This is a genomic window from Bradyrhizobium sp. P5_C12, from assembly GCF_054049735.1.
Map to the genome: position 1 here is coordinate 68,689 of NZ_JBFULU010000017.1, position 23,706 is coordinate 92,394.

The following is a 23,706-nucleotide window of genomic DNA, read 5'->3' on the forward strand; positions in this document are numbered from 1 at the left end:
AGCGATATGAGCATGCAGGACACCGCCTCTTCAGGCGTCGCGCTGTGGCGCCTGGTCGCCGACGGCATCGAGCGCGGCATCGCCGACGGCCGCTTTGCCGCCGGCGACAAGCTGCCTGGCGAGGTGGAGATCGCGGAAACCTATCGCGTGAACCGCCACACCGTGCGGCGCGCACTCGCTGCCCTTGCGGAGCGCGGCCTGGTGCGGGCCGAGCGCGGCAGCGGAACCTATGTCGAGGCACAGCGCCTCGCCTATCCGCTGCGCTCGCGCACGCGTTTCTCCGAGATCGTCGGCGCCGGCGGCCGCGAACCGCGCGGCCAGTTGATCGAGGCCTCCGACGACGTCGCGACCCGCGAGCTGGCGCGAGAGCTCGGCCTGAAGATCGGTGCACCGCTGGTGCGGATCGAGGCAATCCGTCTCGCCGACCGCACCCCGATCTGTGTCTCCACCACCTGGCTGTCAGCGGAACTGTTTCCAAGCGCAGGAACTGTATTCGCCGCGACGCGCTCGATGACGAAGATGCTGGAGCATTATGGCATCCGCGACTACCGCCGCGGCGCAACCCGGATCACCGCCGGCATCGTCGATGCGACCGACGCCGCGCGGCTCGATCTGCCGCTGGGACGGCCGATCCTGGTGGTCGACGCGACCGATCTCGACCTGGACGGCAAGCCGCTGGTGACCAAGCACTCGCGCTTCGCCGCGGAGCGCGTGGAGTTTCTGGTGGAGAACGGCTGAGCGAGCGACCACGCAGGGCTCGTAGGGTGGGCAAAGGCGCACTTGCGCCGTGCCCACCATCTCGCCGCGATATCTAAACAGCAGTGGTGGGCACGCTTCGCTTTGCCCACCCTACGAGATCGGTGATCAGGCGACAGCCCGCCGGCCAATGATCGCAAACCGCAGCTTGCCCGAGATGAAATCGATCGCGGCGACCGCGACCAGGATCATCAGGATCAGGAACGACACCTTTTGCCATTCCAGCACGCGGATCTGCTCGGCGAGCTGGAGGCCGATGCCGCCGGCGCCGACGATGCCGATGATGGTGGCCGAGCGGGTGTTCGATTCAATGAAGTAGAGCACCTGGCCGGCGATGACGGGCAGTACCTGCGGCAACAGGCCGAAGCGGATCTCGTGCAGCGGGCTGCCGCCGGAGGCGCGGATGCCCTCGACCTGCTTCTGGTCGGCGCCTTCGATCGCCTCCGAGAACAGTTTTCCGAAGGCGCCGAAATCCGATACCGCAATCGCAAGCACGCCGGCGAAGGGGCCGAGCCCCACGACGTTGATCCAGACGAGCGCCCAGATCAGCGTATCGACGCCACGGATCGAATCCAGGAACCGCCGCACGGGAAAACGCAGGATCGGCGAGGGTATGATGTTGCGCGCGGCAAACAGGCTGACCGGAAGCGCGAACAGAGCGGCGAGCGTGGTGCCGAGCAGCGCGATCGACAGCGTCTCGCCGAGCGCCTTCAGATAGATCGGCAGCGACGAGCCGGGATCCGGCGGGATCATCATCAGGCTGATCCAGCCGAGCTGGCTGAGGCCGGCAAAGAAGCGCGACGGCGAGAAGTCGAGGTCGACCAGGCCATACACCAGGATCGCGAACGCCGCGACGATCATCGCCGGCGTCGCGAGCCGCGCCGAGGCCGGCCGCTCGAACACATCGGGATAGCGCGCGCGAAGCTGCGCGGTATCGAGTTCCTGCGGCTTCGTCACGTCCGCGCCTCCTTGCCGAACAGGCGGCCACGCAGCCAGCCGGTGCTGATGTCGATGACGAAGACGGTGATGATGATGGTGAGCAGGATCGCGCTGACGTCGGAGTAATAGAACTTGCGGATGGCGACGACGAGCTCCTGGCCGATGCCGCCGGCACCGACGAAACCCATCACCGAGGCCTCGCGGACGTTGATCTCGAAGCGCAGCAGCGCGTAGCTGGCGTAGCCCGCCGTCACCTGCGGCACGACCGCGAAACGCATGCAGGACAGCCAGCTCGCCCCGGTCGAGCGGATGCCCTCGACCGGCTTCATGTCGGCATTCTCGACGATCTCCGAGAACAGCTTTCCGAGCGCGCCGGTGGAGTGGATGGCGATCGCGAGCACACCGGCCATCGGCCCGAGCCCGAAGGCGATGACGAAGATCAGCGCAAAGACGATGCCGGGGACGGTGCGGGCGAACTCGAGCAGGCGGCGCACCACGAAGCGCAGCCAGGACGACGGCGAGGTATTCTCGGCCGCGAAAAAATTCAGGGCGAAGGCGAAGGTCGCGCCGATCAGCGTGCCGACATAGGAGATCAGCAGCGTCTCGCCCAGCATCTTCAGCCATTTGCGCCAGCCCCACAGCCACTCGCCGACATCGGTCCAGACCCGCTGGCCGCTGTCGAGCGTGAAGATGCGGTCGAAATAGCTGAGGAAATTGCCGAAATGGTTGAAGAGCGTGCGCAGATTCACTTCCGCGCCGACTGCGGCGAGAAGCAGCGCGGCGGCGAACACCACAGCTCCGAGCAGAAGACGGAGCCGCCTGCGCGCGACCGCCTGGCCATAGGCGGCGTTCAGCGCAGCCAGCTGCTGCTCGGGGAGAATCGAAACCGCGACGGTCATGGGGTCAAGGCAGGTGGTCGATCAAAAGAGAAAGAGCCGGGTCCAGGGACCCGGCTCGAGTAGCTCGTCCCAAAAGCTCAGGACGCCTTCTTCTTGCGCAATGCATCGACGAACTTGATCAGCTCGATCGTGCCATCCCAGTCCTTGGTGGTGGCGTGATTAAAACCCTTCTTCTGGCCGTCCTGGAGGCGATCGAACGCCGCCTTGTCCTTCGCCGGCGCGTCGAAGAAGGCCTTGGCGATGGCCGCCTTGGCGTCATCCGGCAGGTCGGAGTTGTAGGCATAGGGGCCGTTGATGATCGGCGCCGACTTGTGGATGATGCGGAAGTCGTCCTTCTTCATCGCCGAGCCGTCGGCATTCTTCAGCATGCCCTTGGTCAGCATCTGCGCCAGCGTCGAATCGTCGTCGGTGGTCCACTGGTTGGCGGCGACGTCGACCGTGCCCTGCGCCAGCGCCAGCATCGCGTTCTCGTGACTGCCGGTGAAGACGACCTTGCTGAAATAGGTGTCGGCATCCGGGATGCCCATCTTGTCGAGCTCGAAGCGCGGCACGTTGTTGCCCGACGTCGAGTTCGGATCGACGAGGCCAAGGTTCTTGCCCTTGAGGTCGTCGACCTTCTTGTAGGCACTGCTCGCCTTGACGAAGAACACCGAATAGTAGCCGGTCGAGCCGTCGGCGTTGATGTCGTTGGCGAAAGCGTCGGTCTTGACGCCGGTCAGGCGGGCGCGGGCGAACGAAGCCGAGCCGTAGCTCGCGATATGAATGTTGCCAGCACGCTGGCCTTCGATGACCGCGGCGTAGTCGTTGGCAATGCGCAGCGTGACCTTCACGCCCAGTTCCTTGGAGAGATAGCTCATGAACGGCGCCCAGCGTTCGGTGACGCCCGAGGCGTTCTCGGCCGGGACGACCGCGAAGGTCAGCTCAGGATATTTGGCTTTCCAGTCGTCTGCGGAGGCGGAAGCGGTGAACGCGAGCGCGGCGGCGCCGGCAAGGACTAATCTGCGAGTGATCATGATACCCTCTTCATAGGTTGGGTCGGTTGACGCAAAAATGGCAACTACAGGTGCGGCGCCGCTCAGGCGGCGGCCGCCGTTCCAAGCGCCGGAATGGCCTCGGGCGCCGCTGCAGGCGTACCGCCCATGACGTCGGCGGCTTCGAGGTCGTAAAGCTCGCGCGCAACGTGATCGGTCAGCGCAGCCGGCGCGCCGTCGAACACCACGCGGCCCTGCGCCATGCCGATCAGGCGGTCGCAATAGCTGCGCGCCAGATCGAGCGAATGCAGGTTGCAGAGCACGGTGATGCCGAAGTGCTTGTTGATGCGCAGCAGCGCATCCATCACGATCTTGGTGTTGCGCGGATCGAGCGAGGCGATCGGCTCGTCGGCGAGGATGATGTCGGGCTGCTGGACCAGGGCGCGGGCGATGGCAACGCGCTGCTGCTGGCCGCCGGAGAGCTGGTCGGCGCGCTGGGCCGCGAGCGAGGCGATATCGAACTGCTCCAGCGCGGACATCGCCAGCGCCTTGTCGTGCTCGGGCCAGGTCTGCGTCAGCGAGCGCCAGGCCGGCATGGTCGCGAGACGGCCCATCAGGACGTTGGTCAGCACGTCGAGCCGGCCGACCAGGTTGAATTGCTGAAAGATCATCGCCGAGCGGGCGCGCCACTGCCGCAATTCCTTGCCGCGCAGCGCGGTGACGTCGAGGCCGTCGAACAGGATGCGGCCCTGCGTCGGCGTCGCGAGGCGATTGATCATGCGCAGCATGGTCGACTTGCCGGCGCCGGAGCGCCCGATCACACCGACGAAACCGCCGGGGGAGATTTGAAACGAAGCGTCGTCCACCGCGGCTTTTGCGCCGAAGCGGCACGTCAGACCTTCAACCACCAGCATGCAGGGCTCCAGAGTAGCTGGGACCCACCGCTAACGCCGGCGCTTGACACTTGTGTGACACGCGCGCTGCGGTGCGGCGATCCTACACACCTCATCCCCTGTCATCGCGGCGTCATGACATTGTCATCAAGCCACTCGAAGAGGAACGCCGTCCCCAAACTTTCGGATGCAACATGGTCGCCAAAGCGCTTTCGGTCCAACCGACCATCGATCCCTCGGCGAAGCTGCACGAAACGAAGCTCGGCACCTATACCGAGGTTGGCGCGCGCACGATCCTGCACGAAGTGACGATGGGCGATTATTCCTATGTGGTGAACGACGCGCAGATCACCTACACGACCATCGGGAGATTCTGCTCGATCGCGGCGATGACCCGTATCAATCCCGGCAATCATCCGATGCAGCGCGCCACGCAGGCGCATTTCACCTATCGCTCCAGCGCCTACTTCCCGGGCGAGAGCGACGATACCGAGTTCTTCGACTGGCGACGCCAGCATCACGTCCATATCGGCCATGACGTCTGGATCGGCCATGGCGCGATCGTGCTGCCGGGCCGCAACATCGGCACCGGCGCCGTGATCGCGGCCGGCGCCATCGTCACCAAGGACGTGCCGGCCTACACCATCGTTGCGGGCAATCCGGCGCGGATCGTCCGGCGGCGGTTCTCGGAAGAGATCGCCGGACGGCTGGCCTGGTGGGACTGGGATCACGACAAATTGCGTGAAGCCCTGCCCGATTTCCGCAAGCTCGGGATTGAAGATTTCCTCTCGACATACGAAGCACGGGCTTACTCCCCTGCCAGCAAACGAAGCGCGATCGCGTGACAGATATCTTTCTCGAAGGTGGCCGGGCCCTGATCGGCTCGAAGATCGTTGAAGCCTCGCTCGCCGTCTCCGGGCAGGACATCGCGGAGCTTGGTGGCGGCCGCGGCCGTGCGCGGGTCGCGATCGACGCGCGCGACCTGCTGGTGCTGCCCGGCATCGTCGATCTGCACGGCGACGCGTTCGAGCGGCAGATGATGCCGCGCGCCGGCGTCGATTTTCCGATCGACGTCGCGCTCGCCGACACCGACCGCCAGGTCATCGGCAACGGCATCACCACGGTGTTCCACGCCACGACCTGGTCGTGGGAGCCGGGCCTGCGCAGCGGCGACAATGCGCGGCGCCTGCTGGAGGCGATCGAACGGCAGCGCCCGCACTTCGCCGCCGATACCCGTTTCCACCTGCGGCACGAGACCTACAATCTCGACGCCGAAGACGAGATCGGCCGGTGGCTCACCGAGGGTCGCGTCGACCTGTTCGCCTTCAACGACCACATGGACGGGGTCGTTGCCGACATCTCCAATCCGCGCAAGCGCAACCGCATGGTGGAGCGCACCGGGCTGTCGAGCGAGGATTTCGACGGGCTCGTCGCGCATATCGTGTCGCGCGCCGCCGACGTTCCGGCGTCGATCACCCGGCTCGCCGCGGTTGCCCGCGCGGCCGAGGTGCGCATGCTCTCGCATGACGATGCGACGCCGGCGATGCGGCAGGGCTTTCGTGCCATGGGCGTGACGCTCGCCGAATTTCCGATCAACGAGGAAACGGCGCGCGACGCCGCGGCCGCCGGCGATGCCATCGTCTACGGCGCGCCGAACGTGGTGCGCGGCGGCAGCCACACCGGCTGGACCAGGGCGTCCGACATGATCGCCAAGGGGCTCTGCTCGGTGCTGGCGTCGGACTATTATTATCCCGCGCCGCTGCTCGCCGCGTTCCGGCTCGCAGCCGACGGCGTGCTGCCGCTGACGGAGGCCTGGAATCTGGTCTCCGCCGGACCAGCGCACGCAACCGGTCTCGCCGATCGCGGCGTGCTGGCGCAAGGACGCCGCGCCGACATTCTGCTGGTCGACGACAGCGTGCCGCTGCGGCCGCGTCTCGTCGCGGTGATCGCAGCCGGAAAGCTCGTGCACTTGACCGATGCGACACGGCTGCTCAGCGCGGCGGCGACGCCGCGCGAGGCTGTCGTCGCGGCCTAAACCGGTTATGCTCGGTCAATGACTGATTTTCCCCGCTACGCGATCTACCATGCCGCCGGCGCCGACAGCGCCGTCTCGCGCTTCGGCGCCGAACTGCTCGGCTATGACGCGCACACCGGCCGCGAGCTGCCATTCCCGGACGAGGCGCTGCGCACGGCTCCGGACTGGCGCGACGTCACCGCCGATCCCCGCAAATACGGCTTTCACGCCACGCTGAAGGCGCCGATGGCGCTGGCGCCAGGCAGGAGCGAGGCCGGACTTGTTGCGGCTTGCGCGACATTCGCCGGCAGGCCGCGCGCCATTCCGGTGATCCGCCCGGTCGTCGATTCCATCAGCGGCTTCATCGCGGTCATTCCGGCCGAGCCGGTCGACGAACTCCAGCAGCTCGCGGCCGATTGCGCTCGCGATTTCGATGCTTTCCGCGCGCCGCTGAGCGCGGAAGACCGTGTGCGGCGCAAGCCCGAGAAGCTCAGCGAACGGCAGCGCGACTATCTCGATCGCTGGGGCTATCCCTACGTCATGGAGGAATTCCGCTTCCACATGACGCTGACCGGCCGGCTCGATGCGGAACGGCGCCGGCCGATTCTGGACATGCTGCGGGGAAGGTTTGCCACGCTCGGTCTTGATACGCTCGCGATCGATCGCCTCGCGCTGTTCAAGCAGGACGAGACCAAGGCGCGCTTCCGCATCATCGGTGAGTGGGCTTTGACGCGGTAGGCGTCAGTGCCAGCTCGCGAGATTGAAGGCGAGCGCCACGACGCCCACCAGAATGAGGCTGGTCGCCCAGATTGCGTCCAGGTTGAACCAGCTTCGCGAGACGAACCTCAATCCCAGATGGCGGTAGACCAGCCACGCCAGACATCCGCCGGCGCCGATCATGGCGGCAACGTGCACCAAGGACACCAGCACCGCCATCCCGAGGCTTGCCTTCATCAGCGCGCCCGCCGCCTCATGGCTGGCATCAAGTTCGAAGGCCTGGCAGAGCCCGAGATAGATCGGCACGAGCATCAAGGCGGCGCCGTGAGCAATGGCAACGGCAAATGACCAGAGCGCCAATTGGGTTGGCGGAATTCGTGCCAGCGCGCGCGGATGGCGCCGCTCGACCAGCCGATAGACGCCGAAGCCGATGACGAGGAGGCTCGCGCAGAGCTGGATCGAACGCTGCCACTCGGCCAGCACGAGCAGGAACGCGAATGGCAGCAGCACGAGAAGTGTTGCCAGCAGATGTCCGGCCGCCAGCGCCCACAACGCACGGAAAAGTGCGCGCGGGCTCTTGTCCATGAGCCCGGCCGAAACGGCGAGCGGCCAGCCCATTCCCGGATTGACCCCGTGATAGAGACCGCTCGCAACAAGGGCGAGCCACAGCCAGCCGAGGCTCGCGTGCGCCCAATCTAGGCCGACGGGTAGCAAAAGGAGTCCGTCGAACAATCGCCGCCCTCCAGCCTGATCTGGTGCGCACGATATCCGTCGGGGAAGCTCACGAAGTAGTTCTTGTCGAGCTCGAGGCCGCCATTGCGACCGACATTGGCCATGACTTCCGCACCGGGAACGCCGTCGGGATAGAACTGGTCATCCCAGGTGGAATAGAGCGAATTGGTCCAATACACCCGCCTGCCGTCGCGGCTGATCTCGACCATCTGCGGGCCGGCCGCAAATGCCTTGCCGTTCGGATGGGGGGTGCGGCGCGCGATGCCGCCGATGTGAACCGAGCCCGCAAGCTTCGGCTTGCGCGGATCACTCACGTCGTACTGGCGCATTTCACCCGTGCCCCAGCACGAGACATAGAGAAAACGATCATCCATCGACAGGTCGATGTCGGTCACCAGCGGCGGCACGGCGCCAAAGCCCTGGAGCAGCGGCGGGAGCTGCTCCTTTGGCGCGGGTTCGGGCGGGATCGTCGCCGTCTTCTCGGCATGGAATTTTCCGCCTTCGCGCCACCAGGTCCAGATCGACGCTTCGAGATTCGTGGTGTCGACCACAACGCCGACGAAGCCGTATTCGCGAACCGGATCGTGCGCCGGCCGTACCTCCAGCGCCATCTGATGATTGGCGCCGAGGTCGATGGTCTGCACGTTGCGACGGGCGTGGAGATCCCAGAAGTGGAGACGATGGCCGTATTTGTTCGACAGCAGATCCTCCGGGACGATCCCGTTCTCGAACTGCGGCGGCAACGCCCACTCGCTCGTCACCATGTAGTCGCGCGGCAGGTTCCACCAGAAATCATAGTGCAGCGTCTGCGGACCGCGGTCGATCTCCCATCGTCCAAGGACCTCAAACGTCTCGCAATCCAYGATGAAGACGCCCGGAGGCCCGTTGGTGCCGTCCTTGCCGCCGCCGCCCAGCGTGCTCACATAGATGCCGTCCGGCCCGCAATGGATGGTATGCGGCCGCGAGTAGCCGGTCTTCTTGAAGATTTCCTCGGGCTCGATGATCTTGTGGATTTTGGCCTGGGTCGGATCGGGCTTGGTGTCGATGATGTAGATCCGCGACGAGCGTATCCCGGGGATGATGAGATAGCGTCGCTCGATGAAGGCGTGTCCAGCGAGCGGCGACAAGGCGGAGGAGCAGGCATTCCAGCCGAAGTGATGAAACTCATCGCCCTTGTTGGGCATCGTCACGGTGTGGACGATTTTGCTGTAGGTCGGCGATCCCGGCTTGACGTCGATGACCGCGAGAGCATCCGGTTTTGAGAAATCCGGACTGAGCAGCAACGTGTAGGCAAAGTTCTCCGCTGGTGCTTCCATCGCAAGCTTGGGCGATGCGTGAAAGGTGGGATCCGGCCTGATCGTCATGGCACTGCCTCCCTGTTTCGTCGGCTCGCTCCAACCTGGCTCGGGATAGCGGCATAATAAAGAGCTGTTACGCGATGTCTTGAGATGCTCCGCGGGCCCGATTGGCGAGCGTACAATATGCCATCGCCGGGCTGCGGGAAACCGCCGGAACCGCGTTAATTCGACGCCTTCAGGCGGATGGAAGCTGGCGGGATGAGGCCAGGGCGCGCGGCCCAAGCCTCAGTGTCGTCCTGGCGAAGGCCAGGACCCATAACCCCAGGGAGGGGTTATGGAGCAGGCTGACAACTCCGAGTCTTCGCCAAACTCGATCCTGTGGTTATGGATCCCGGATCTGCGCGCGCTTGGGGCGCGCTTGTCCGGGACGACAGCGGGGATCATCGGGACGACAGCAGCGCTACTTCCCCCACCGCAGCGCCAATGCATCACGCTCCTTCGCCAGTTCCAGCAGCCCCGCCCGCGTCGCCGGATGCAGTGGCTGGAGCGGATGGCGCACGGCGTCCGACTTGATCACGCCGCCGGCCTGCATCATGACCTTGCAGGCGATCAGGCCACATTGCCGGTTCTCGTAGTTGATCAGCGGCAGCCAGCGCTCGTAGGCGGCTTTCGCCTCCTCGCGCTTGCCGGCGAAATAGGGGTCGATGATCTGACGGATGCCATCGGGATAGCCGCCGCCGGTCATGGCGCCGGTCGCGCCGGCATCGAGATCGGCCATCAGCGTGATCGCCTCTTCACCGTCCCAGGGACCCTCGATGTCCTTGCCGCCCGCCTCGATCAGGCTCCGGAGCTTTGCGGCGGCGCCGGGCACCTCGATCTTGAAGTAGCGGACGTTCGAAAACTCCCGCGACAGCCGCGCGAGCAGCTCGACCGACAGCGGCGTGCCCGCCACCGGCGCATCCTGGATCATGATCGGAATAGTGATCGCGCCCGAGAGCACACGGAAGAATTCGACGATGCCCTTCTCGGGCACGCGGAAGGTCGCGCCGTGATAGGGCGGCATGACCATGACCATGGCGGCCCCTGCTGCTTCGGCCTGCTTGCTGCGCGCGGCGCAGACGGCCGAGCTGAAATGCGTCGTGGTGACGATGACGGGAAGGCGGCCGGCGACATGCTCGAGCACGGCATGCATCACGGTCTCGCGCTCGGCATCGGTCAGCACGAACTGCTCGGAGAAATTGGCGAGAATGCACAGGCCATGCGAGCCGGCGTCGATCATGAAATCGACGCAGCGGCGCTGGCCGTCGAGATCGAGCTCGCCGCGCTCGTCGAAAATGGTGGGCACGACCGGGAACACGCCGCGATAGGGGCGCTGGACCTTGGTTTGTGGCGTGACCGGCATCGAACTCTCCATCCCTGATGTGTCTTACGTCTGCGGCGCGCGCGTGGCGCAGCGTCACAGATGTACCCGCCGCGCGGATCGGCGGCAATGCCGATCGCGCGACGTTGGGATGGAGAAAATGTCGAGATTATGCCGTCTTCACCGCGCCCAGAAAACCTTCGACCGCGACGCGGAGACGATCGGCGTCGGCCGACATCTTCTTCACGGATTCGAACAGCACCGTGCCGGCGTTGCCGGTCTCCTGGTTGAGCCTCGCGACGCTGCCGATGGTGTCGGTGACCTCGCGGGTTCCCTGCGCGGCCTGCTGGAAATTGCGCGAGATCTCGGTGGTGGCCGCGCGCTGCTCCTCGACCGCTGCCGCAATCGCCGTCATCTTCTCGTCGATGCCGCCGATGGCACCGCCGATCGACCGGATGGCCGCGACGGCCTGGCCCGTGGCGCCCTGGATCTCCTCGACCTGGCGCGAGATCTCTTCCGTTGCGGTGGCGGTCTGTGCGGCGAGGTTCTTGACCTCGCCGGCGACCACGGCAAAGCCGCGGYCCGCCTCGCCGGCGCGCGCGGCCTCGATGGTGGCGTTCAGCGCCAAAAGGTTGGTCTGGCCGGCGATCGCGTGGATCATCTTCACGACCTCGCCGATTCGGCTCGCGGTCTGGTCGAGGATCTCGACCGTCGCGTTGGTCTGCTCGGCCTGCGCCACGGCTTCGCGCGCCTCACGCGCGCTGGCCTGCACCTGCGCGGAGATCTCGCCGACGGACGCGGAGAGCTCCTCGGTCGCGGCCGCGATGGTCTCGAGATTGTTGGTGGCCTGCTCGGCGGAAGAGGACACCGCCGCGGTCTGGCTGCTCGATTCCGAGACCAGCGAGCGCACATCGGTCGCGGTGGCATCGAGTTCCCGCGCCGACGCCGCAACGCTGTGGATGACGGCCTGCACGGTGTCGTCGAAACTGCGGCATGCGGCATCGACGGAGCCGGAGCGGGCGAGCTGCAACGCCTGCTGCGATTCGCGTTCCTGGCCCAGACGCTCCGCGGTCGCCGCACTTTCGCGCAGGCTTTCGAGCGCGGCGGCCATGGTGCCGAACTCGTCGGGATATTTCGACTGCGGCACCGGCGTCGCGTAGTCGCGCGCGCCGATCCGCGCGATGGCGTCGAGCAGAGCGCGCACCGGGCGCATCAGGCGGTTGCGAATCACATACACGCCGGCCAGGGTCACGGCGAGCGCCAGCATGAACGCCAGCGACTGCACGATGAGGTTGGTCAGAGCCTTCGCCTGCACCGTCTCGGCCCGCGCGATCGATTGATCCAGCGCCTTGGTCGCGACCGCGACGATGAGCGGGAACGGCGACTGGCACAGCGTGTTCCACTCCGAGGCGGGCATCGCGGGCTTGCCGCTGCCGTCGAGATTCCTGGTCAGCTCGCCGATCTGCTTCAGGACGCCATCGGTCTTGGCCTTCGCGTCCGACGCTGCCGTAACCAGCTCCGCCGTCACGTCGGGCGCAGCCAGCAACTCGGCCATGCCCGCCCAGCCGGAGGCGATCGTGCCATCCCATTGCGCCACCGACCGCTTCTGAACGTCGTCGAGCGGCTTGCTGCTGTTGATGTTCGAGCGAAGCGACGAACAATGGACCCCATAACGGTCACGCACCTGCCAGGCGAAGCGGCGGACCTGAATCATGCGAGCGATGTAGGGATCGTTCATCCAGGCGCGGTTTGACACCGCGGTGGAGGCGAGGTTCGCCGTGTCGATGACCTTGGTGACGGCATCGTACCAGGAATTGGTCCGCTCCATCTTGCGCTCGGCACGCGGCAGCTTGGCCTCGTCGTAGAACAGCTGGAATTTCGGCGCGGCCTCGTCCCAGCGCTGCTTCAACGTGCTGGCGAGCTCGTCGCGGCGGGCGAAATCGACGGTGGCGAGCGCCGCGGTGATGGCCTCATAGCCACCCTGCTCGGCCTTCTCGGCTTCGCCGAGCTTCGCACGCGGATCCTCCTCGCCGAGCAGCGCGCTCTGGGCGTCGCCGCGATTGCTGCGCAGCGACAGCACGCCCTGGAAGATCGCCTTGTCAGCGGCGGCAAGCCGCGCGGTCTCGAGACTGTCGCTATGGCGGCCGAAGGCCCCGACCATCTGAATCGCCGTGCTGGCCAGCACGCCGGCGGCCAGCAGGGCCATCAACGCCAGAAGCAGCGTGCTTACCGATTTCTTAAACATTGCCATGAGTCAGGGGCCCACTCTTCACGAGTGGGCACCTTGCATCGCGACCTGCCAATGTTTCGTTAAGGTTTTAGTCAAATTGCCTACAACTCCCGATCGGCCGGACCGTGGGACCGAGCACGGCCCTCAGGCGACCTTGGTGAAATCGGGCGGACGGCGTTCCGCAAACGCGGTGAAGGCCTCGCGCGCCTCGGCGGTGCGCAGGCGCTGCGCGAACTGCTCGCCTTCCGCGTTCATCTGCGCGACCAAGGCCTCGCCATTGCGCATCAGCCGCTTGGTCGCGGTGAGCGCGCCGGCCGGCTGGCGGGCAAGACGCTGCGCCAGCGCGAGCGCCTCGGCATCGAGCTTGTCGAGCGGCACCACCCGGTTGGCAATGCCCCATTCCAGCGCGGCCTTGGCCGGAACGGTCTCGCCCAGCGCGAACATCTCGTAGGCGCGGGCGTAACCGATGCGCGCCGGCATCAGCAGGCTGGAAGCGGCTTCCGGGACCAGCGCGAGGCTGACGAAGGGCGTCGACAATTGCGCATTGTCGGCGAGCACGACGAGGTCGCAATGCAGCAGCATCGTGGTGCCGACGCCGACGGCGCGGCCCTGGACCGCCGCAACCAGCGGCCGGGTGCAGCGCGCCAGGGACTGGATGAAACGCACGACGTTGCGGTTGCCCTCGGATTTGCCGGAGGCGACGGCTGCGAACTCACCGACGTCGTTGCCGGCGGTGAACATGTCACCCTCGCCGCGGATCAGGATCACGCGGACGGCCGCATCGGATTCCGCGGATTCGATGCTATCCGCGAGCTTGCCGTACATCGCATCCGTCAGCGCGTTCTTCTTGTCGGGGCGCGCCAGCGTGAGGGTGAGAATTCCAGCGTTGTTCTCGATCCGGACATGCTCGGTCATGGGTCTCTCCTGTTATTCCTCTGGATCTCTTGGAAACTTGTCCTTTGGAAACTTGTCCTGAATGCTCGTCAGCCAGCGCGCGACGATGTCGATTTCCGCGCTGGTAAATCCCTCCGTCAGCGCCGCATTGACTTCGGCGGCCCCCGCTTTCGCCTGCGCCAGCGCGGTGCGGCCCTTCGGCGTCAGCCAGATGCGCCAGGCGCGCCCATCTTCGCGGTCGGCCCGCCGCTCGACCAGCTTTGCCGCCGCCGTGCGATCGACCAGGCCGGAAATGCCGGCCGGGCCGAGATCGAGCGCAATGCCCGCCTCGCCCATCAGGACGCCGTCCTGCTTGCCCAGGATGAACAGCAGCCCGGCCTGCGCCGGCGTCACATCGTTGTCCGGCCGGGTCGCCATCCAGCGCTGCAATCGCCGCTGCGCGACGTTCAACAGGTAGATCAGCCGGTGATGTCGCGCCGCGGCCACATTATTTCGCATGCGAAATAGATAGACGAGGCGGAGCGGATTGTCAAAGGGGCTGCCGGGCCGACGCGCCGCGACAGCCGTCCAGGAACAGGACCGCGCAGCGCCGCACGCGCCGCTCGATCTGCTTGCGCGACGGCAAGGGCATGCCGCCATAGATCGCCGCGCGCTGCGGCGCCGATGCGACCATGCCGATCAGCATGCCGGCAACTTCCTCCGCATCGTCGATGACGATGCGCTTGCGCTTGACCTGGACGCGCAGCCAGCCCGCGAGCGTCCTGACGGTTCGGGAAATGCCGTTGTTGTAGAAGTTGGCGGCGAGCTCGGGGAACGCGGCGGATTCCTGCAGCACCATGCGCTGCAACGCCACGACCTCCGGATCGAGCGCGAGATCGGCGCAGGCCAGCAGCGCGGCGCGCAAGCCCGTCTCGATGTCGACGTCGTCGCTTCCTTGCAGATCGACCGCGGAGAGCAGCCGCTCGAGCCGGTCGGCGCACATCGCCTCGAACAGCGCGGCCTTGCCCGGAAACAGGCGATAGAGCGTCTTGGTCGAGATGCCGGCGCGGCGTGCCAGCTCTTCGGTACTGGTCGCGGCGTAGCCGTCGACGGCGAAGGCGTGCCGCGCGGCGTCGAAGACGATCTGTTTCGTCTCCTCGTCGCTGCGCAGTTGCGGCCGTCCGCGGGGGCGGCATTCGGTGGAAGATTTTTCCGGAGCCATGTTTTTACATGATGACTGTCATTCTATTGACAGTCTTGAAGCTAGTCCTATTTTGGAAATCGTCAAGTTTCCTAATTGAGGGGAGCGGCCATGACCGTCCACACCACCCCGTCCAGGATCGAAGCCGCCGTCGTTCCGGCCAAAGCGCCGGAGGTCAGCCTGCCGGCGACGCCGCCAGTCGCCCGGCGCCAAAAACTGAACGTCCGCAAGCTGTTGCTGGCGGGGGTGGCCGCAGTCGCGTTGGCGGGCGCAAGCTGGTACGGCTACGACTATTGGACCGTCGGCCGCTTCCTCGTCTCCACCGACGACGCCTATGTGAAGGCCGACAACACCACCATCGCACCGAAGGTGAGCGGCTATCTCGACCGCGTCCTGGTGGGCGATAACGAGCCTGTGAAGGCCGGCCAGGTGCTGGCCCGGATCGACGACCGCGACTTCCGCGTCGCACTCGACCAGGCCAAGGCCGATGTCGCCGCCGCGAATGCGACGGTGACGAGCAAGGAGGCGCAGCTCGAGGTTCAGGACGCCGTGATCGCGGCTGCCAAATCGACCATCGATGTCGACAATGCCGCGAAGATGTTCGCCCAGCAGGAGAACAAGCGTTACACCGACCTGGCGGCAACCGGCTATGGCAGCGTGCAGAACGCACAGCAAGCACAGGCGCGCAACGCCGGCGCGGACGCCGCGATCGCGCGCGACAATGCCAACCTCATCTCCGCACAGAAGCAGGTCGATCTCCTGAAGGCCGAGATCGTGCAAGCCAAGGCCGCTGCAGCGCGCGCGGCGGCGATCCAGCATCAGGCCGAGCTCAACCTCGGCTACACCACCGTGGTCTCGCCGATCGACGGCGTGGTCGGCAACCGCTCCTTGCGCGTCGGCCAGTTCGTGCAGGCGGGCACGCAGCTGATGTCGATCGTGCCGGCCGAGGGCGCCTATGTGGTCGCCAATTTCAAGGAGACGCAGCTTACCCACGTGCAGGCGGGCCAGGCCGTCGACATCGAGGTCGACATGTTCCCGGGGCAGGTGGTGCATGGCCACGTCGATTCCATCGCGCCGGCCAGCGGCCAGGAATTCGCGCTGCTGCCGCCGGACAACGCCACCGGCAATTTCACCAAGGTGGTGCAGCGCATCCCCGTCAAGATCGCGCTCGACTCCGGACACGGTCCCGCGATCGCGCTCCGCCCGGGCATGTCGGTGATCCCGACGATTGCAACACGTTCGACTGCGCCGGCCGCAAATGCGGCCGCCGCACCCAAGGCGAAGCTCGTTTCCGGAGGGTCCTGCCATGTCAAACAGCCTCTCAATTTCGACGCCCGCAACACTGGCCGCGACGCCTGACCGCGCCATAGCCGATCCCAATCGCGCCAGTGCCGCGACCTGGATTGCCGTGCTCGCCGCCATGATCGGCTCGTTCATGGCGATCCTGAACATCCAGATCACCAACGCCTCGCTGCTCAACATCGAGGGCGGCATCGGCACCGGCGCCGACAACGGCTCCTGGATCTCGACCTCGTACCTGATCGGCGAGATCATCGTGATTCCGCTGACCGACTATTTGAGCCGCGTGTTCTCGTTCCGCCGCTACATGCTGGCGAGCGCGGCGCTGTTCGCCGCCTTCTCGGTCGCCTGCGCCTTCACCCATGATCTGCCCTCGATGATCGCGATGCGCGGCCTGCAGGGCTTTGCCGGCGGTGTGCTGATCCCGATGGCCTTCACGCTGGTCCTGACCAAGCTGCCGAAGCCGCAGCAGCCGATCGGCCTTGCGATCTTCGCGCTATCCGTCACCTTTGCCCCCGCGATCGGCCCGACCATCGGCGGCTATCTCACGGAAAACTACGGCTGGCGCACCATCTTCTTCGTCAACGTGATCCCGACGGCAATCATGGTGACCGCGCTCTATCTGACGCTGGAGCGGCAGAAGATGCAGCTCGGGCTGTTGAAGGAGGGCGACTGGGCCGGGATATTCACCATGGCGATCGGGCTGTCGGCGCTGCAGGCCGTGCTCGAGGAAGGCAACAAGGACGACTGGTTCTCCTCGCCCTTCATCGTCAAGCTCGCGGTGATCGCGGCCGTCAGCCTCACGCTGTTCGTCGCGATCGAGCTCCGAATCGAGAAGCCGTTGATCCGGTTGCGGCTGCTCACCCAGCGCAATTTCGGCTTCGGCACCATCGCGATGACGATGGTCGGCTTCGCGCTGTTCGGCTCGGTCTACATCCTGCCGGCCTATCTCGGCCAGGCCCAGGGCTACAACGCCGAGCAGATCGGCAACGTGCTGGCCTGGACCGGACTGCCGCAACTCGTGCTGATTCCGCTGATCCCGAAGCTGATGCAACGCTTCGACACGCGCTACATCGCGATCACCGGGCTTCTGATCTTCGCCTATAGCTGCTTCATGAACACGGCGATGTCGCCGGACTATGCCGGCGACCAGCTCTGGATTCCGAACATCGTGCGCGCGGTGGGACAGGCCATGGTGCTGACGCCGCTGACCTCGGTGCTGACCGGCGGCATCGCACCGCAGGACGCCGCCGCGGCCTCCGGCATCAGCAACATGTTCCGCAACCTCGGCGGCGCGATCGGCACCGCGACGCTCGCAACCATCATCACCAAGCGCGAGCAGTTCCACTCCAACATCATCGGCCATTCCGTCACGCTCGGCCGCGAGGAGGTCCGCAGCCGCATCGCGCAGATGACGGACTACTTCATCGCACATGGCGTGCCCGACCCCCACGCCGCGCGCGGGCAGGCGATCATCGCACTTGGCAAGACCGTCAAGCGCCAGGCGCTGGTGATGGGCTATTCCGACACTTTTGCGGTGATCGGCGCGGTGCTGGTGCTCGCCGCAATCGCGGTGCTGCTGACGCGGAAGGTGAAGGCGGCCGGCGGCCCGGCGCATTGAACACTTCTTCTCCCTCTCCCCGCTCTTCGCGGGGAGAGGGTTGGGGTGAGGGGGAGCCTCCGCGGGGACGGTGACAGTTGAGTTCGCGGAGACTCCCCTCACCCGGAATTCAAGCGCTGCTTGAATTCCGACCTCTCCCCGCAAGCGGGGAGAGGTGAAGGCCTACGGAGCGCAGAAGAAGCTCGCAGCCTCCGTCACCGGGCCGCCATTGTAATGCGGCCAGGCCGGCCAGCGGCACAGCGGCAGCGCGCGGACGGCCGCGAAGGACGGCGCCTCGACCTTCTGCTCGCTGACCTCGAGATCGCGGGGCGCCTTGCCGTTCTCGACCCAGTCGACCAGCACGCTCAGCATGTCGACATTGGCCGGCGCGCCGGAACCGACATGGTCGACGCCTGGCGCCGTGTAGAGCCTTGCGAACAACTCCGTCGTCGCCGAGCCCATCAGGCGCTCGACGCTCTCGAAATAACGGATGCCGGCATAGGGGCTCTGCGCGTAATCGGCCATGTGCTCGAGCATGATCAGCCGGCCGCCGCGCTCGCGAAAGCGGCTGAGGTCGGGATTGGTCGAGTCCATGAGGTTCGAGACCTCAAGCAGCCGTGCCTTGTGCTCCTCGACCTTGTAGGTCGTCACATCGAGCTTGGGGTCGCGCGCGAACACATATTGAATGCCGCCGGCGTCGTAGATCCAGGCGATGCCGTTGTTGGGCGCGGGTGGCTGCGCCGGCGGCGCGGTGCCGAGCCACCACGCAACCCAGCCGCCGGTCGGCCCGACCGACGGCGTATCCTCGCCCGAGACGCCCCAGCCCGGATAATCGTCGAGGCCGTTGGCGAGCGGGAACGGAAATTTGTAGGTCGCGTGCAGCGTGTTCACGGCCTTGATCTGCGCATCGGTGAGGCACTGATCGCCCGTCTTGCCGCTATCACAGCGCAATCTCTCCGCCTTGAACGCCGCCTTGCAGGCCACGGGATTTTGCACCAGCGCGTCAGCGGAGCCATCGGCCTTGTCGCAGGCCGCCCGCACCGCATCGCCGACGAGCTTCACCTGCGCCGGATTGATCCAGCCGTCCCCCATGGTCACGAGGCCCGAACGCGTGCCGGCATGTTGCAGGCCGACCCAGTTGATGACGGGCACGCGGGCAAAAATGCCGTCGAAATCGTCGGGATAGCGCTGCGCCATAGTCAGGCCTTCGCGTCCCCCTTCGGACGAGCCCATGAAGTACATCTTTTCGGGCTTCTTGCCGTAGGCGCGCTCCATCAGCGCGACGGCGGCATCGCGCACCTTCTTGTAGGCGCGGTGGGCGAAATTCTCGAACGCTTCGTCGTTGAGCGCGAAGACCTGCGGCGGCTCGCCCGGCTTGGTCTCGTGGCCGGAATCGGTGCCATAGGTGACAAAGCCGCGCGCGAGCGGCGACGGCTTGTCGAACGGATAGGCCGGCGGCAGGGCAAGGCCGGTGATCAGCACGCCGTTGAACCCGCCGCCGCCATATTGCACCGAGCGCCCGTTCCATTCGACCGGCAGATTGACCTGGAATTTGATCGGCGGCGCCTTGGGATCGGCCGGCTCGATATGGCCGAGCACCTTGCAGAAGGCGGGATTGGCCGGCGTGACACGCCCCGACGGCGTCGGCCCGCGCTCGGCGACGGCGAGTTGCGACGGTGCCTGCAACGCCGCGGAATCGACCTTCACGGCATCGGCGCCGCCGACGAGGCCCTTGCAGACCGTATCCGCATCCTCCGCCAAAATTGCCGCGGAGGCGCCACCCGCGCCCAGCACGGCCGCCGAGCCCAAGAGCAACGCACACAGCTTCGCATCGATTCGCGTCATCGTTTCCACCCGGCTTTTTCTGTCTTGTTGCGTCTGACAGGTGGCCGCATTCAATGCAACCTTCGCCCTCCCGTCAATCGCTCACGCCAGCTTTCGATCAGAACGATCCCAGCGCACCACCCAATGCGATGACGGCCACCAGCGCCAGCAGCGACGTCACGATGCCGACCATCACGATGTCGAAATAGCTGTCGCGATGGGTCAGGCCGCAGATCGCCAACAGGCTTACAACGGCACCATTGTGCGGCAGGATATCCAGCGTCCCCGAGCCGATCACCGCCACACGATGCATCAGCCCGAGGTCGATGCCGGTGAGCGCGGCAAGCTCGACATAGGTCGGGCCAAGCGCGTCGAGCGCTATGGTCAGGCCGCCGGACGCCGAACCGGTCAGCGCCGCCAGGACGTTGGTTGCGACCGCGAGCGAGACCAGCGGGCCGCCTTCGATGCCGAGGACCCAGTCGCGCACGAGCGCGAACGCCGGCAGCGAGGCGACCACCGCGCCGAACCCGACGAGGCTGGCGACACTGAACGCGGGCAGGACCGACGCGTTGGCGCCGGCGTCCATGGTCTGGCGCAGCGCGGGCAGGCGAGCCCAGTTCAGCACGACGGTGACGATGATGGCCGCGGTCAATGCGACCGCGACCGACCACACGCCCGCGACGGCGGCGAGCGACGTGGCGCCAAAACGCTGCTCGGCGAGATAGCTGACGTCGAGCCGCGGCAATACGACAAGGGACATCACGAGATTGACGGCCACGACGACAACCAAGGGCAGGATCGCGCTCAGCACCGGGGACGGCTGATCGCTGCGACGCCCGTGCTGCATTTCCGCCGGGTCGAATTCCCGCGCCGTCGTTGCGCGCTCGCGCACGAGCTCGTCGGCGGCGGCGCGCTCGGTCGCCCCCTCGATGTCATCGCCATAGCCTTCTCCCGCGCGGCGGGCCGCGGCTTCGGCGCGATGCAGCCACCACAATCCTCCGCCGAGCATGATGAGGGAGGCGAGGACGCCGAGGCCAGGGGCGGCAAAGGGCGTCGTGCCGAAGAACGGCATCGGGATCGCATTCTGGATCGACGGCGTGCCCGGCAGAGCCGACATGGTGAAGGTCGATGTGCCCAGCACGATTGCCGCCGGGATCAGGCGGCGCGGAATCGCAGCGGCACGAAACAGCGAGCGGGCCATCGGGACGATGACGAAGAACGCGACGAACAGGCTGACGCCGCCATAGGTGACCAGCGCACCGGCGAGCACGACCGCGAGGATCACGCGCCGCTCGCCGAGACGAGCCGCCATGAAGCCCGCGACCGACCTGACCGCTCCGCTGTCGTCCATCAGCTTGCCGAAGACGGCACCGAGCAGGAAGATCGGGAAGAACTGCGCCAGGAATCCCGCCGCATTCACCATGAAGACCTGGGTCAGATTGGCCAGCAGCGGCTCGCCCCCGAACAGCGCGGCAACGAGCCCGGCGAACGGCGCGAGCAGCAGCACGCTCCAGCCGCGGAAGGCGAACAGGATCAATAGGCCGAGCCCGACGAGAATGCCGAGAAGACCCACGTCTCAGCACTCCGCCAGGAGGACGTCGAGATCGGCGGTCGAGCGCTGGCCTATATCCGCACCGTGCTCGTCGAGAAACGTCTCGGCGGCCTGACGTCCCTCGGCGCGCAGAATCGAGACGAATTCCCATTCGGCGTTGAGCTTGGAGGACGCGCCGAACTTCGCCAGCATGTCGCTCTTGACGCGGTGGGTCCGCATCTTCGCCCAGCGCGCGCCCTCGCCGCTGCCGGGGTCGGCCGCCTGGCGCAGCAGCGCGATCATGCGCAGCTCCTTCATCAGTGGCGAATTGAACGAAATCTCGTTCAGCCGATTGAGAATCTCCGCGGCCGTCCTCGGCGCCTCGAGCGTTTCGGTCGGATTGATCTGAACGAGAATGGTATCGTGCGCGTCGCTCTCGCGGATCAGCGGCGTGATCGTCGGGTTGCCCGCGAAGCCGCCGTCCCAATAGGGCTCGCCGTCGATCTCGATCGCGCGGAACATGGTCGGCAGGCAGGCCGACGCCAGCAGCACGTCAGCCGTGATCTCGGCGTTGCGGAAGATCCGTCCGCGCCCGGTGCGCACGCGCGTTGCGGTGACGAACAGTTTGATCGGCGAAAGCGCGAGCCGCTCGAAATCGATGCTCTCGGCCAGCACCTCGCGCAACGGATTGTAGCCCGTCGGATTGAGATCGTAGGGCGAGAGCACGCGCGACATCAGATCAGTGAGGATGTAGGCTGGCGATGTATCGAGCGTCCAGCGCCCCATCAAGCGGTCGAGCGGCGAACGCTGCAGCGGGCTGAAAGCCGCGGCCTTCGACACGCGGCGCCAGTATCGTTCCAGCGCATCACGCGCACCCTCGGCACCACCCGCGGTCCACCCGTCTGCGAGCACCGCCGCATTCATCGCGCCTGCGGACGTGCCGGAGATCGCGGCGATGGTGAGCCGCTTCTCTTCCAGCAGGCGGTCGAGCACACCCCAGGTGAATGCGCCGTGCGAACCACCGCCTTGAAGCGCGAGATCGATCAGTACGGCGTCCCGTTCCATGGCGGCACCCACGCAACTGAAACTCAAATTCGACGCGATTTGTCACACGAGCGTCGAAGACGATGGCGCAGTGTAGAGAGCCTTGACCGAGAAATGCAACTGGAACGTGGGTCCTCTCACTTTCTAGTGCTCGAACACCAGCCGCGCGCCGACGGTGCCCTCGAGGCCGCGGATTTGCGCGAGCAGCGCCGCCGAATCCTGCCCGCCGAGGTCGGCGTCGAGCACGACGTAACCGAGGTCGCCCGCGGTCTCCAGATATTGCGCGGCGATATTGATGTCGCGCTGGAGGAAGACCTCGTTCAGCCGGCGCAGCATGCCCGGCACGTTGCGATGGACATGGCTGAAGCGCGCGCCTGCGGGACGCAAGTGTAGCTGCACCTCCGGGAAATTCACCGCGCCCATGGTCGATCCCGTGATGAAATAGTCGACCAGCTTGCGCGCGACTTCGCCGCCGATGCGCTCCTGCGCTTCCTCGGTCGAGCCGCCGATATGCGGGGTGAGGATGACGTTGCCGAGGCCCTGCACCGGGCTCTTGAAGCGATCCGAATTCGACGAGGGCTCGACCGGGAAGACGTCGATGGCGGCGCCCGCGATGTGCCCGTCGCGCAAACAGCTTGCAAGCGCGTCGAGATCGACCACGGTGCCGCGGCTGTTATTGATCAGGAACGAGCCGGGCTTCATCGCCCGCAGCTCCTTCTCGCCGATCATGCCGGCGGTCTCCGGCGTCTCCGGCACGTGCAGGCTGACCACGTCGCTCTGCGCCAGAAGCTCTTCGAGCTTCTCGACCGGCTCGGTATTGCCGTGGCGCAGCTTGTCGGTGCGGTCGTAATAGATCACGCGCATGCCCATCGCCTCAGCAAGAGTCGAGAGCTGCGAGCCGATATTGCCGTAGCCGATGATGCCGAGGGTGCGGCCGCGCACCTCGCGGCTGCCGGTCGCCGATTTATCCCAGCCGCCGTCGTGGGCCGACACCGAGCGCGGAAAAATCTGCCGCAGCAGCATCACGATCTCGCCGATCACGAGCTCGGCGACGCTGCGGGTGTTGGAGAACGGCGCATTGAAGACGGGAATGCCGCGCTTGCGCGCCGCCAACAGGTCGACCTGGTTGGTGCCGACGCTGAAGCAGCCGACCGCGAGCAGCTGGTCGGCGGCCTCGAGCACGTCATCGGTGATCTGGGTGCGGGAGCGGATACCGAGCAGCGACACGCCCTTCAGCGCCTGCCGCAGCGCCTCGCCGTCCAGCGCCTTGGTCAGCCGCTCGACATTGGTGAAGCCGGCGCTCCGGAACAGGTCCACGGCGCTGTCGTTGACGCCTTCGAGCAGCAGCGCCTTCGCGTTCCGCTCGGGGCTTTGGCCTGGGGCTGGCATAGTATCTCCATCGATTGCGGCTTTGCCGCAGCTCATAGACCGCGGACGAGACGCAGCACAATAGGGTTTGGATACGGGGAGAAGATGGCAGGGGGGCGAGGCAATTTCGCTACCGCCTCGTCATCCTGAGGCGCGA

The 23,706-nt window shown here is 66.1% G+C and carries 21 protein-coding genes; 6 read left to right on the forward strand and 15 right to left on the reverse strand.

Features of this window, described 5'->3' with window-relative positions:
- Window positions 1-6: 6 nt before the first annotated feature.
- Window positions 7-738, forward strand: a complete 732-nt coding sequence (gene phnF / locus ACXJMY_RS17445) for a phosphonate metabolism transcriptional regulator PhnF (protein ID WP_456620568.1) — start codon at window positions 7-9, stop codon at window positions 736-738.
- A gap of 126 nt (window positions 739-864) precedes the next feature.
- Here phnF and phnE (ACXJMY_RS17450) read toward each other — a convergent pair whose 3' ends face one another.
- The 4 genes from phnE (ACXJMY_RS17450) to phnC form a co-directional block, all read right to left on the reverse strand.
- A complete protein-coding gene (phnE, locus tag ACXJMY_RS17450) occupies window positions 865-1,713 on the reverse strand; it encodes a phosphonate ABC transporter, permease protein PhnE (RefSeq protein ID WP_456620569.1) in 849 nt (282 codons plus the stop codon).
- Window positions 1,710-2,594 carry a phosphonate ABC transporter, permease protein PhnE gene (gene phnE, locus ACXJMY_RS17455; protein WP_456620570.1) on the reverse strand — a complete coding sequence of 295 codons (885 nt, stop codon included), beginning with the start codon at window positions 2,592-2,594 and terminating at the stop codon, window positions 1,710-1,712. The genes phnE (ACXJMY_RS17450) and phnE (ACXJMY_RS17455) overlap by 4 nt, the downstream gene beginning before the upstream one ends.
- A 77-nt stretch (window positions 2,595-2,671) precedes the next feature.
- Complete coding sequence (gene phnD / locus ACXJMY_RS17460) at window positions 2,672-3,607, reverse strand: phosphonate ABC transporter substrate-binding protein (RefSeq protein ID WP_456620571.1); 936 nt, start codon at window positions 3,605-3,607, stop codon at window positions 2,672-2,674.
- 62 nt (window positions 3,608-3,669) lie between these two features.
- Entirely contained in the window at window positions 3,670-4,479 is an 810-nt protein-coding gene (phnC, locus tag ACXJMY_RS17465) for a phosphonate ABC transporter ATP-binding protein (protein ID WP_456620572.1), read from the reverse strand.
- A 173-nt stretch (window positions 4,480-4,652) separates the two neighbouring features.
- Between phnC and ACXJMY_RS17470 the strand changes: the two genes are divergently transcribed.
- Genes ACXJMY_RS17470 through ACXJMY_RS17480 form a run of 3 tightly spaced genes read left to right on the forward strand, consistent with a single transcriptional unit; the run spans window position 4,653 to window position 7,210 of the window.
- Window positions 4,653-5,303, forward strand: a complete 651-nt coding sequence (locus tag ACXJMY_RS17470) for a chloramphenicol acetyltransferase (RefSeq protein WP_456620573.1) — start codon at window positions 4,653-4,655, stop codon at window positions 5,301-5,303.
- Complete coding sequence (locus ACXJMY_RS17475) at window positions 5,300-6,493, forward strand: alpha-D-ribose 1-methylphosphonate 5-triphosphate diphosphatase (RefSeq protein WP_456620574.1); 1,194 nt, start codon at window positions 5,300-5,302, stop codon at window positions 6,491-6,493. Before ACXJMY_RS17470 ends, ACXJMY_RS17475 begins: the two co-directional genes overlap by 4 nt.
- An 18-nt stretch (window positions 6,494-6,511) precedes the next feature.
- On the forward strand, window positions 6,512-7,210 hold the full coding sequence (locus ACXJMY_RS17480; RefSeq protein ID WP_456620575.1) for a DUF1045 domain-containing protein: 699 nt from the start codon (window positions 6,512-6,514) through the stop codon (window positions 7,208-7,210).
- 3 nt (window positions 7,211-7,213) lie between these two features.
- Here the strand turns inward: ACXJMY_RS17480 and ACXJMY_RS17485 are convergent, their stop codons facing one another.
- The 7 genes from ACXJMY_RS17485 to ACXJMY_RS17515 all read right to left on the reverse strand — a co-directional run bounded on the left by ACXJMY_RS17485 (window position 7,214) and on the right by ACXJMY_RS17515 (window position 14,904).
- Window positions 7,214-7,807: a hypothetical protein gene (locus tag ACXJMY_RS17485; protein ID WP_456620632.1), complete on the reverse strand. Its 594-nt coding sequence runs from the start codon at window positions 7,805-7,807 to the stop codon at window positions 7,214-7,216.
- A 77-nt stretch (window positions 7,808-7,884) separates the two neighbouring features.
- Window positions 7,885-9,285 carry a selenium-binding protein SBP56-related protein gene (locus ACXJMY_RS17490; RefSeq protein ID WP_456620576.1) on the reverse strand — a complete coding sequence of 467 codons (1,401 nt, stop codon included), beginning with the start codon at window positions 9,283-9,285 and terminating at the stop codon, window positions 7,885-7,887.
- A 394-nt stretch (window positions 9,286-9,679) separates the two neighbouring features.
- Window positions 9,680-10,621, reverse strand: a complete 942-nt coding sequence (locus ACXJMY_RS17495) for a dihydrodipicolinate synthase family protein (protein WP_456620577.1) — start codon at window positions 10,619-10,621, stop codon at window positions 9,680-9,682.
- Between the two features lie 127 nt (window positions 10,622-10,748).
- Window positions 10,749-12,830 carry a methyl-accepting chemotaxis protein gene (locus ACXJMY_RS17500; protein WP_456620578.1) on the reverse strand — a complete coding sequence of 694 codons (2,082 nt, stop codon included), beginning with the start codon at window positions 12,828-12,830 and terminating at the stop codon, window positions 10,749-10,751.
- A 123-nt stretch (window positions 12,831-12,953) separates the two neighbouring features.
- Complete coding sequence (locus ACXJMY_RS17505; RefSeq protein ID WP_456620579.1) at window positions 12,954-13,724, reverse strand: enoyl-CoA hydratase; 771 nt, start codon at window positions 13,722-13,724, stop codon at window positions 12,954-12,956.
- A gap of 12 nt (window positions 13,725-13,736) precedes the next feature.
- Window positions 13,737-14,201: a MarR family winged helix-turn-helix transcriptional regulator gene (locus ACXJMY_RS17510; RefSeq protein WP_456620580.1), complete on the reverse strand. Its 465-nt coding sequence runs from the start codon at window positions 14,199-14,201 to the stop codon at window positions 13,737-13,739.
- A 31-nt stretch (window positions 14,202-14,232) separates the two neighbouring features.
- Window positions 14,233-14,904, reverse strand: a complete 672-nt coding sequence (locus ACXJMY_RS17515) for a TetR/AcrR family transcriptional regulator (protein WP_456620581.1) — start codon at window positions 14,902-14,904, stop codon at window positions 14,233-14,235.
- A 90-nt stretch (window positions 14,905-14,994) separates the two neighbouring features.
- Here ACXJMY_RS17515 and ACXJMY_RS17520 point away from each other — a divergent pair, with 90 nt between their 5' ends.
- Complete coding sequence (locus ACXJMY_RS17520) at window positions 14,995-16,242, forward strand: HlyD family secretion protein (protein ID WP_456620582.1); 1,248 nt, start codon at window positions 14,995-14,997, stop codon at window positions 16,240-16,242.
- Window positions 16,190-17,803, forward strand: coding sequence for a DHA2 family efflux MFS transporter permease subunit (locus ACXJMY_RS17525; RefSeq protein WP_456620583.1), 1,614 nt, complete (start codon window positions 16,190-16,192; stop codon window positions 17,801-17,803). The genes ACXJMY_RS17520 and ACXJMY_RS17525 overlap by 53 nt, the downstream gene beginning before the upstream one ends.
- A gap of 162 nt (window positions 17,804-17,965) precedes the next feature.
- Here ACXJMY_RS17525 and ACXJMY_RS17530 read toward each other — a convergent pair whose 3' ends face one another.
- The 4 genes from ACXJMY_RS17530 to serA all read right to left on the reverse strand — a co-directional run bounded on the left by ACXJMY_RS17530 (window position 17,966) and on the right by serA (window position 23,570).
- Window positions 17,966-19,627 carry a tannase/feruloyl esterase family alpha/beta hydrolase gene (locus ACXJMY_RS17530; RefSeq protein ID WP_456620584.1) on the reverse strand — a complete coding sequence of 554 codons (1,662 nt, stop codon included), beginning with the start codon at window positions 19,625-19,627 and terminating at the stop codon, window positions 17,966-17,968.
- Window positions 19,628-19,724: 97 nt separating this feature from the next.
- Window positions 19,725-21,179, reverse strand: a complete 1,455-nt coding sequence (locus ACXJMY_RS17535; protein WP_456620585.1) for a GntP family permease — start codon at window positions 21,177-21,179, stop codon at window positions 19,725-19,727.
- Between the two features lie 3 nt (window positions 21,180-21,182).
- Window positions 21,183-22,202, reverse strand: coding sequence for a patatin-like phospholipase family protein (locus tag ACXJMY_RS17540; RefSeq protein ID WP_456620586.1), 1,020 nt, complete (start codon window positions 22,200-22,202; stop codon window positions 21,183-21,185).
- A 123-nt stretch (window positions 22,203-22,325) separates the two neighbouring features.
- Window positions 22,326-23,570 carry a phosphoglycerate dehydrogenase gene (gene serA, locus ACXJMY_RS17545; RefSeq protein ID WP_456620587.1) on the reverse strand — a complete coding sequence of 415 codons (1,245 nt, stop codon included), beginning with the start codon at window positions 23,568-23,570 and terminating at the stop codon, window positions 22,326-22,328.
- Window positions 23,571-23,706: the final 136 nt, after the last annotated feature.

Excerpts from the sequence above, each read along its gene's own strand:
- ACXJMY_RS17495 (WP_456620577.1), bottom strand. The coding sequence starts at position 10,621 with ATGCCGGTCACGCCACAAACCAAGGTCCAGCGCCCCTATCGCGGCGTG.
- ACXJMY_RS17480 (WP_456620575.1), top strand. The coding sequence starts at position 6,512 with ATGACTGATTTTCCCCGCTACGCGATCTACCATGCCGCCGGCGCCGAC.
- ACXJMY_RS17520 (WP_456620582.1), top strand. The coding sequence starts at position 14,995 with ATGACCGTCCACACCACCCCGTCCAGGATCGAAGCCGCCGTCGTTCCG.
- ACXJMY_RS17485 (WP_456620632.1), bottom strand. The coding sequence starts at position 7,807 with ATGGGCTGGCCGCTCGCCGTTTCGGCCGGGCTCATGGACAAGAGCCCG.
- phnE (WP_456620570.1), bottom strand. The coding sequence starts at position 2,594 with ATGACCGTCGCGGTTTCGATTCTCCCCGAGCAGCAGCTGGCTGCGCTG.
- phnD (WP_456620571.1), bottom strand. The coding sequence starts at position 3,607 with ATGATCACTCGCAGATTAGTCCTTGCCGGCGCCGCCGCGCTCGCGTTC.
- serA (WP_456620587.1), bottom strand. The coding sequence starts at position 23,570 with ATGCCAGCCCCAGGCCAAAGCCCCGAGCGGAACGCGAAGGCGCTGCTG.
- ACXJMY_RS17540 (WP_456620586.1), bottom strand. The coding sequence starts at position 22,202 with ATGGAACGGGACGCCGTACTGATCGATCTCGCGCTTCAAGGCGGTGGT.
- phnF (WP_456620568.1), top strand. The coding sequence starts at position 7 with ATGAGCATGCAGGACACCGCCTCTTCAGGCGTCGCGCTGTGGCGCCTG.
- ACXJMY_RS17470 (WP_456620573.1), top strand. The coding sequence starts at position 4,653 with ATGGTCGCCAAAGCGCTTTCGGTCCAACCGACCATCGATCCCTCGGCG.
- ACXJMY_RS17505 (WP_456620579.1), bottom strand. The coding sequence starts at position 13,724 with ATGACCGAGCATGTCCGGATCGAGAACAACGCTGGAATTCTCACCCTC.
- ACXJMY_RS17530 (WP_456620584.1), bottom strand. The coding sequence starts at position 19,627 with ATGACGCGAATCGATGCGAAGCTGTGTGCGTTGCTCTTGGGCTCGGCG.
- ACXJMY_RS17525 (WP_456620583.1), top strand. The coding sequence starts at position 16,190 with ATGTCAAACAGCCTCTCAATTTCGACGCCCGCAACACTGGCCGCGACG.
- phnC (WP_456620572.1), bottom strand. The coding sequence starts at position 4,479 with ATGCTGGTGGTTGAAGGTCTGACGTGCCGCTTCGGCGCAAAAGCCGCG.
- ACXJMY_RS17515 (WP_456620581.1), bottom strand. The coding sequence starts at position 14,904 with ATGGCTCCGGAAAAATCTTCCACCGAATGCCGCCCCCGCGGACGGCCG.
- ACXJMY_RS17510 (WP_456620580.1), bottom strand. The coding sequence starts at position 14,201 with ATGCGAAATAATGTGGCCGCGGCGCGACATCACCGGCTGATCTACCTG.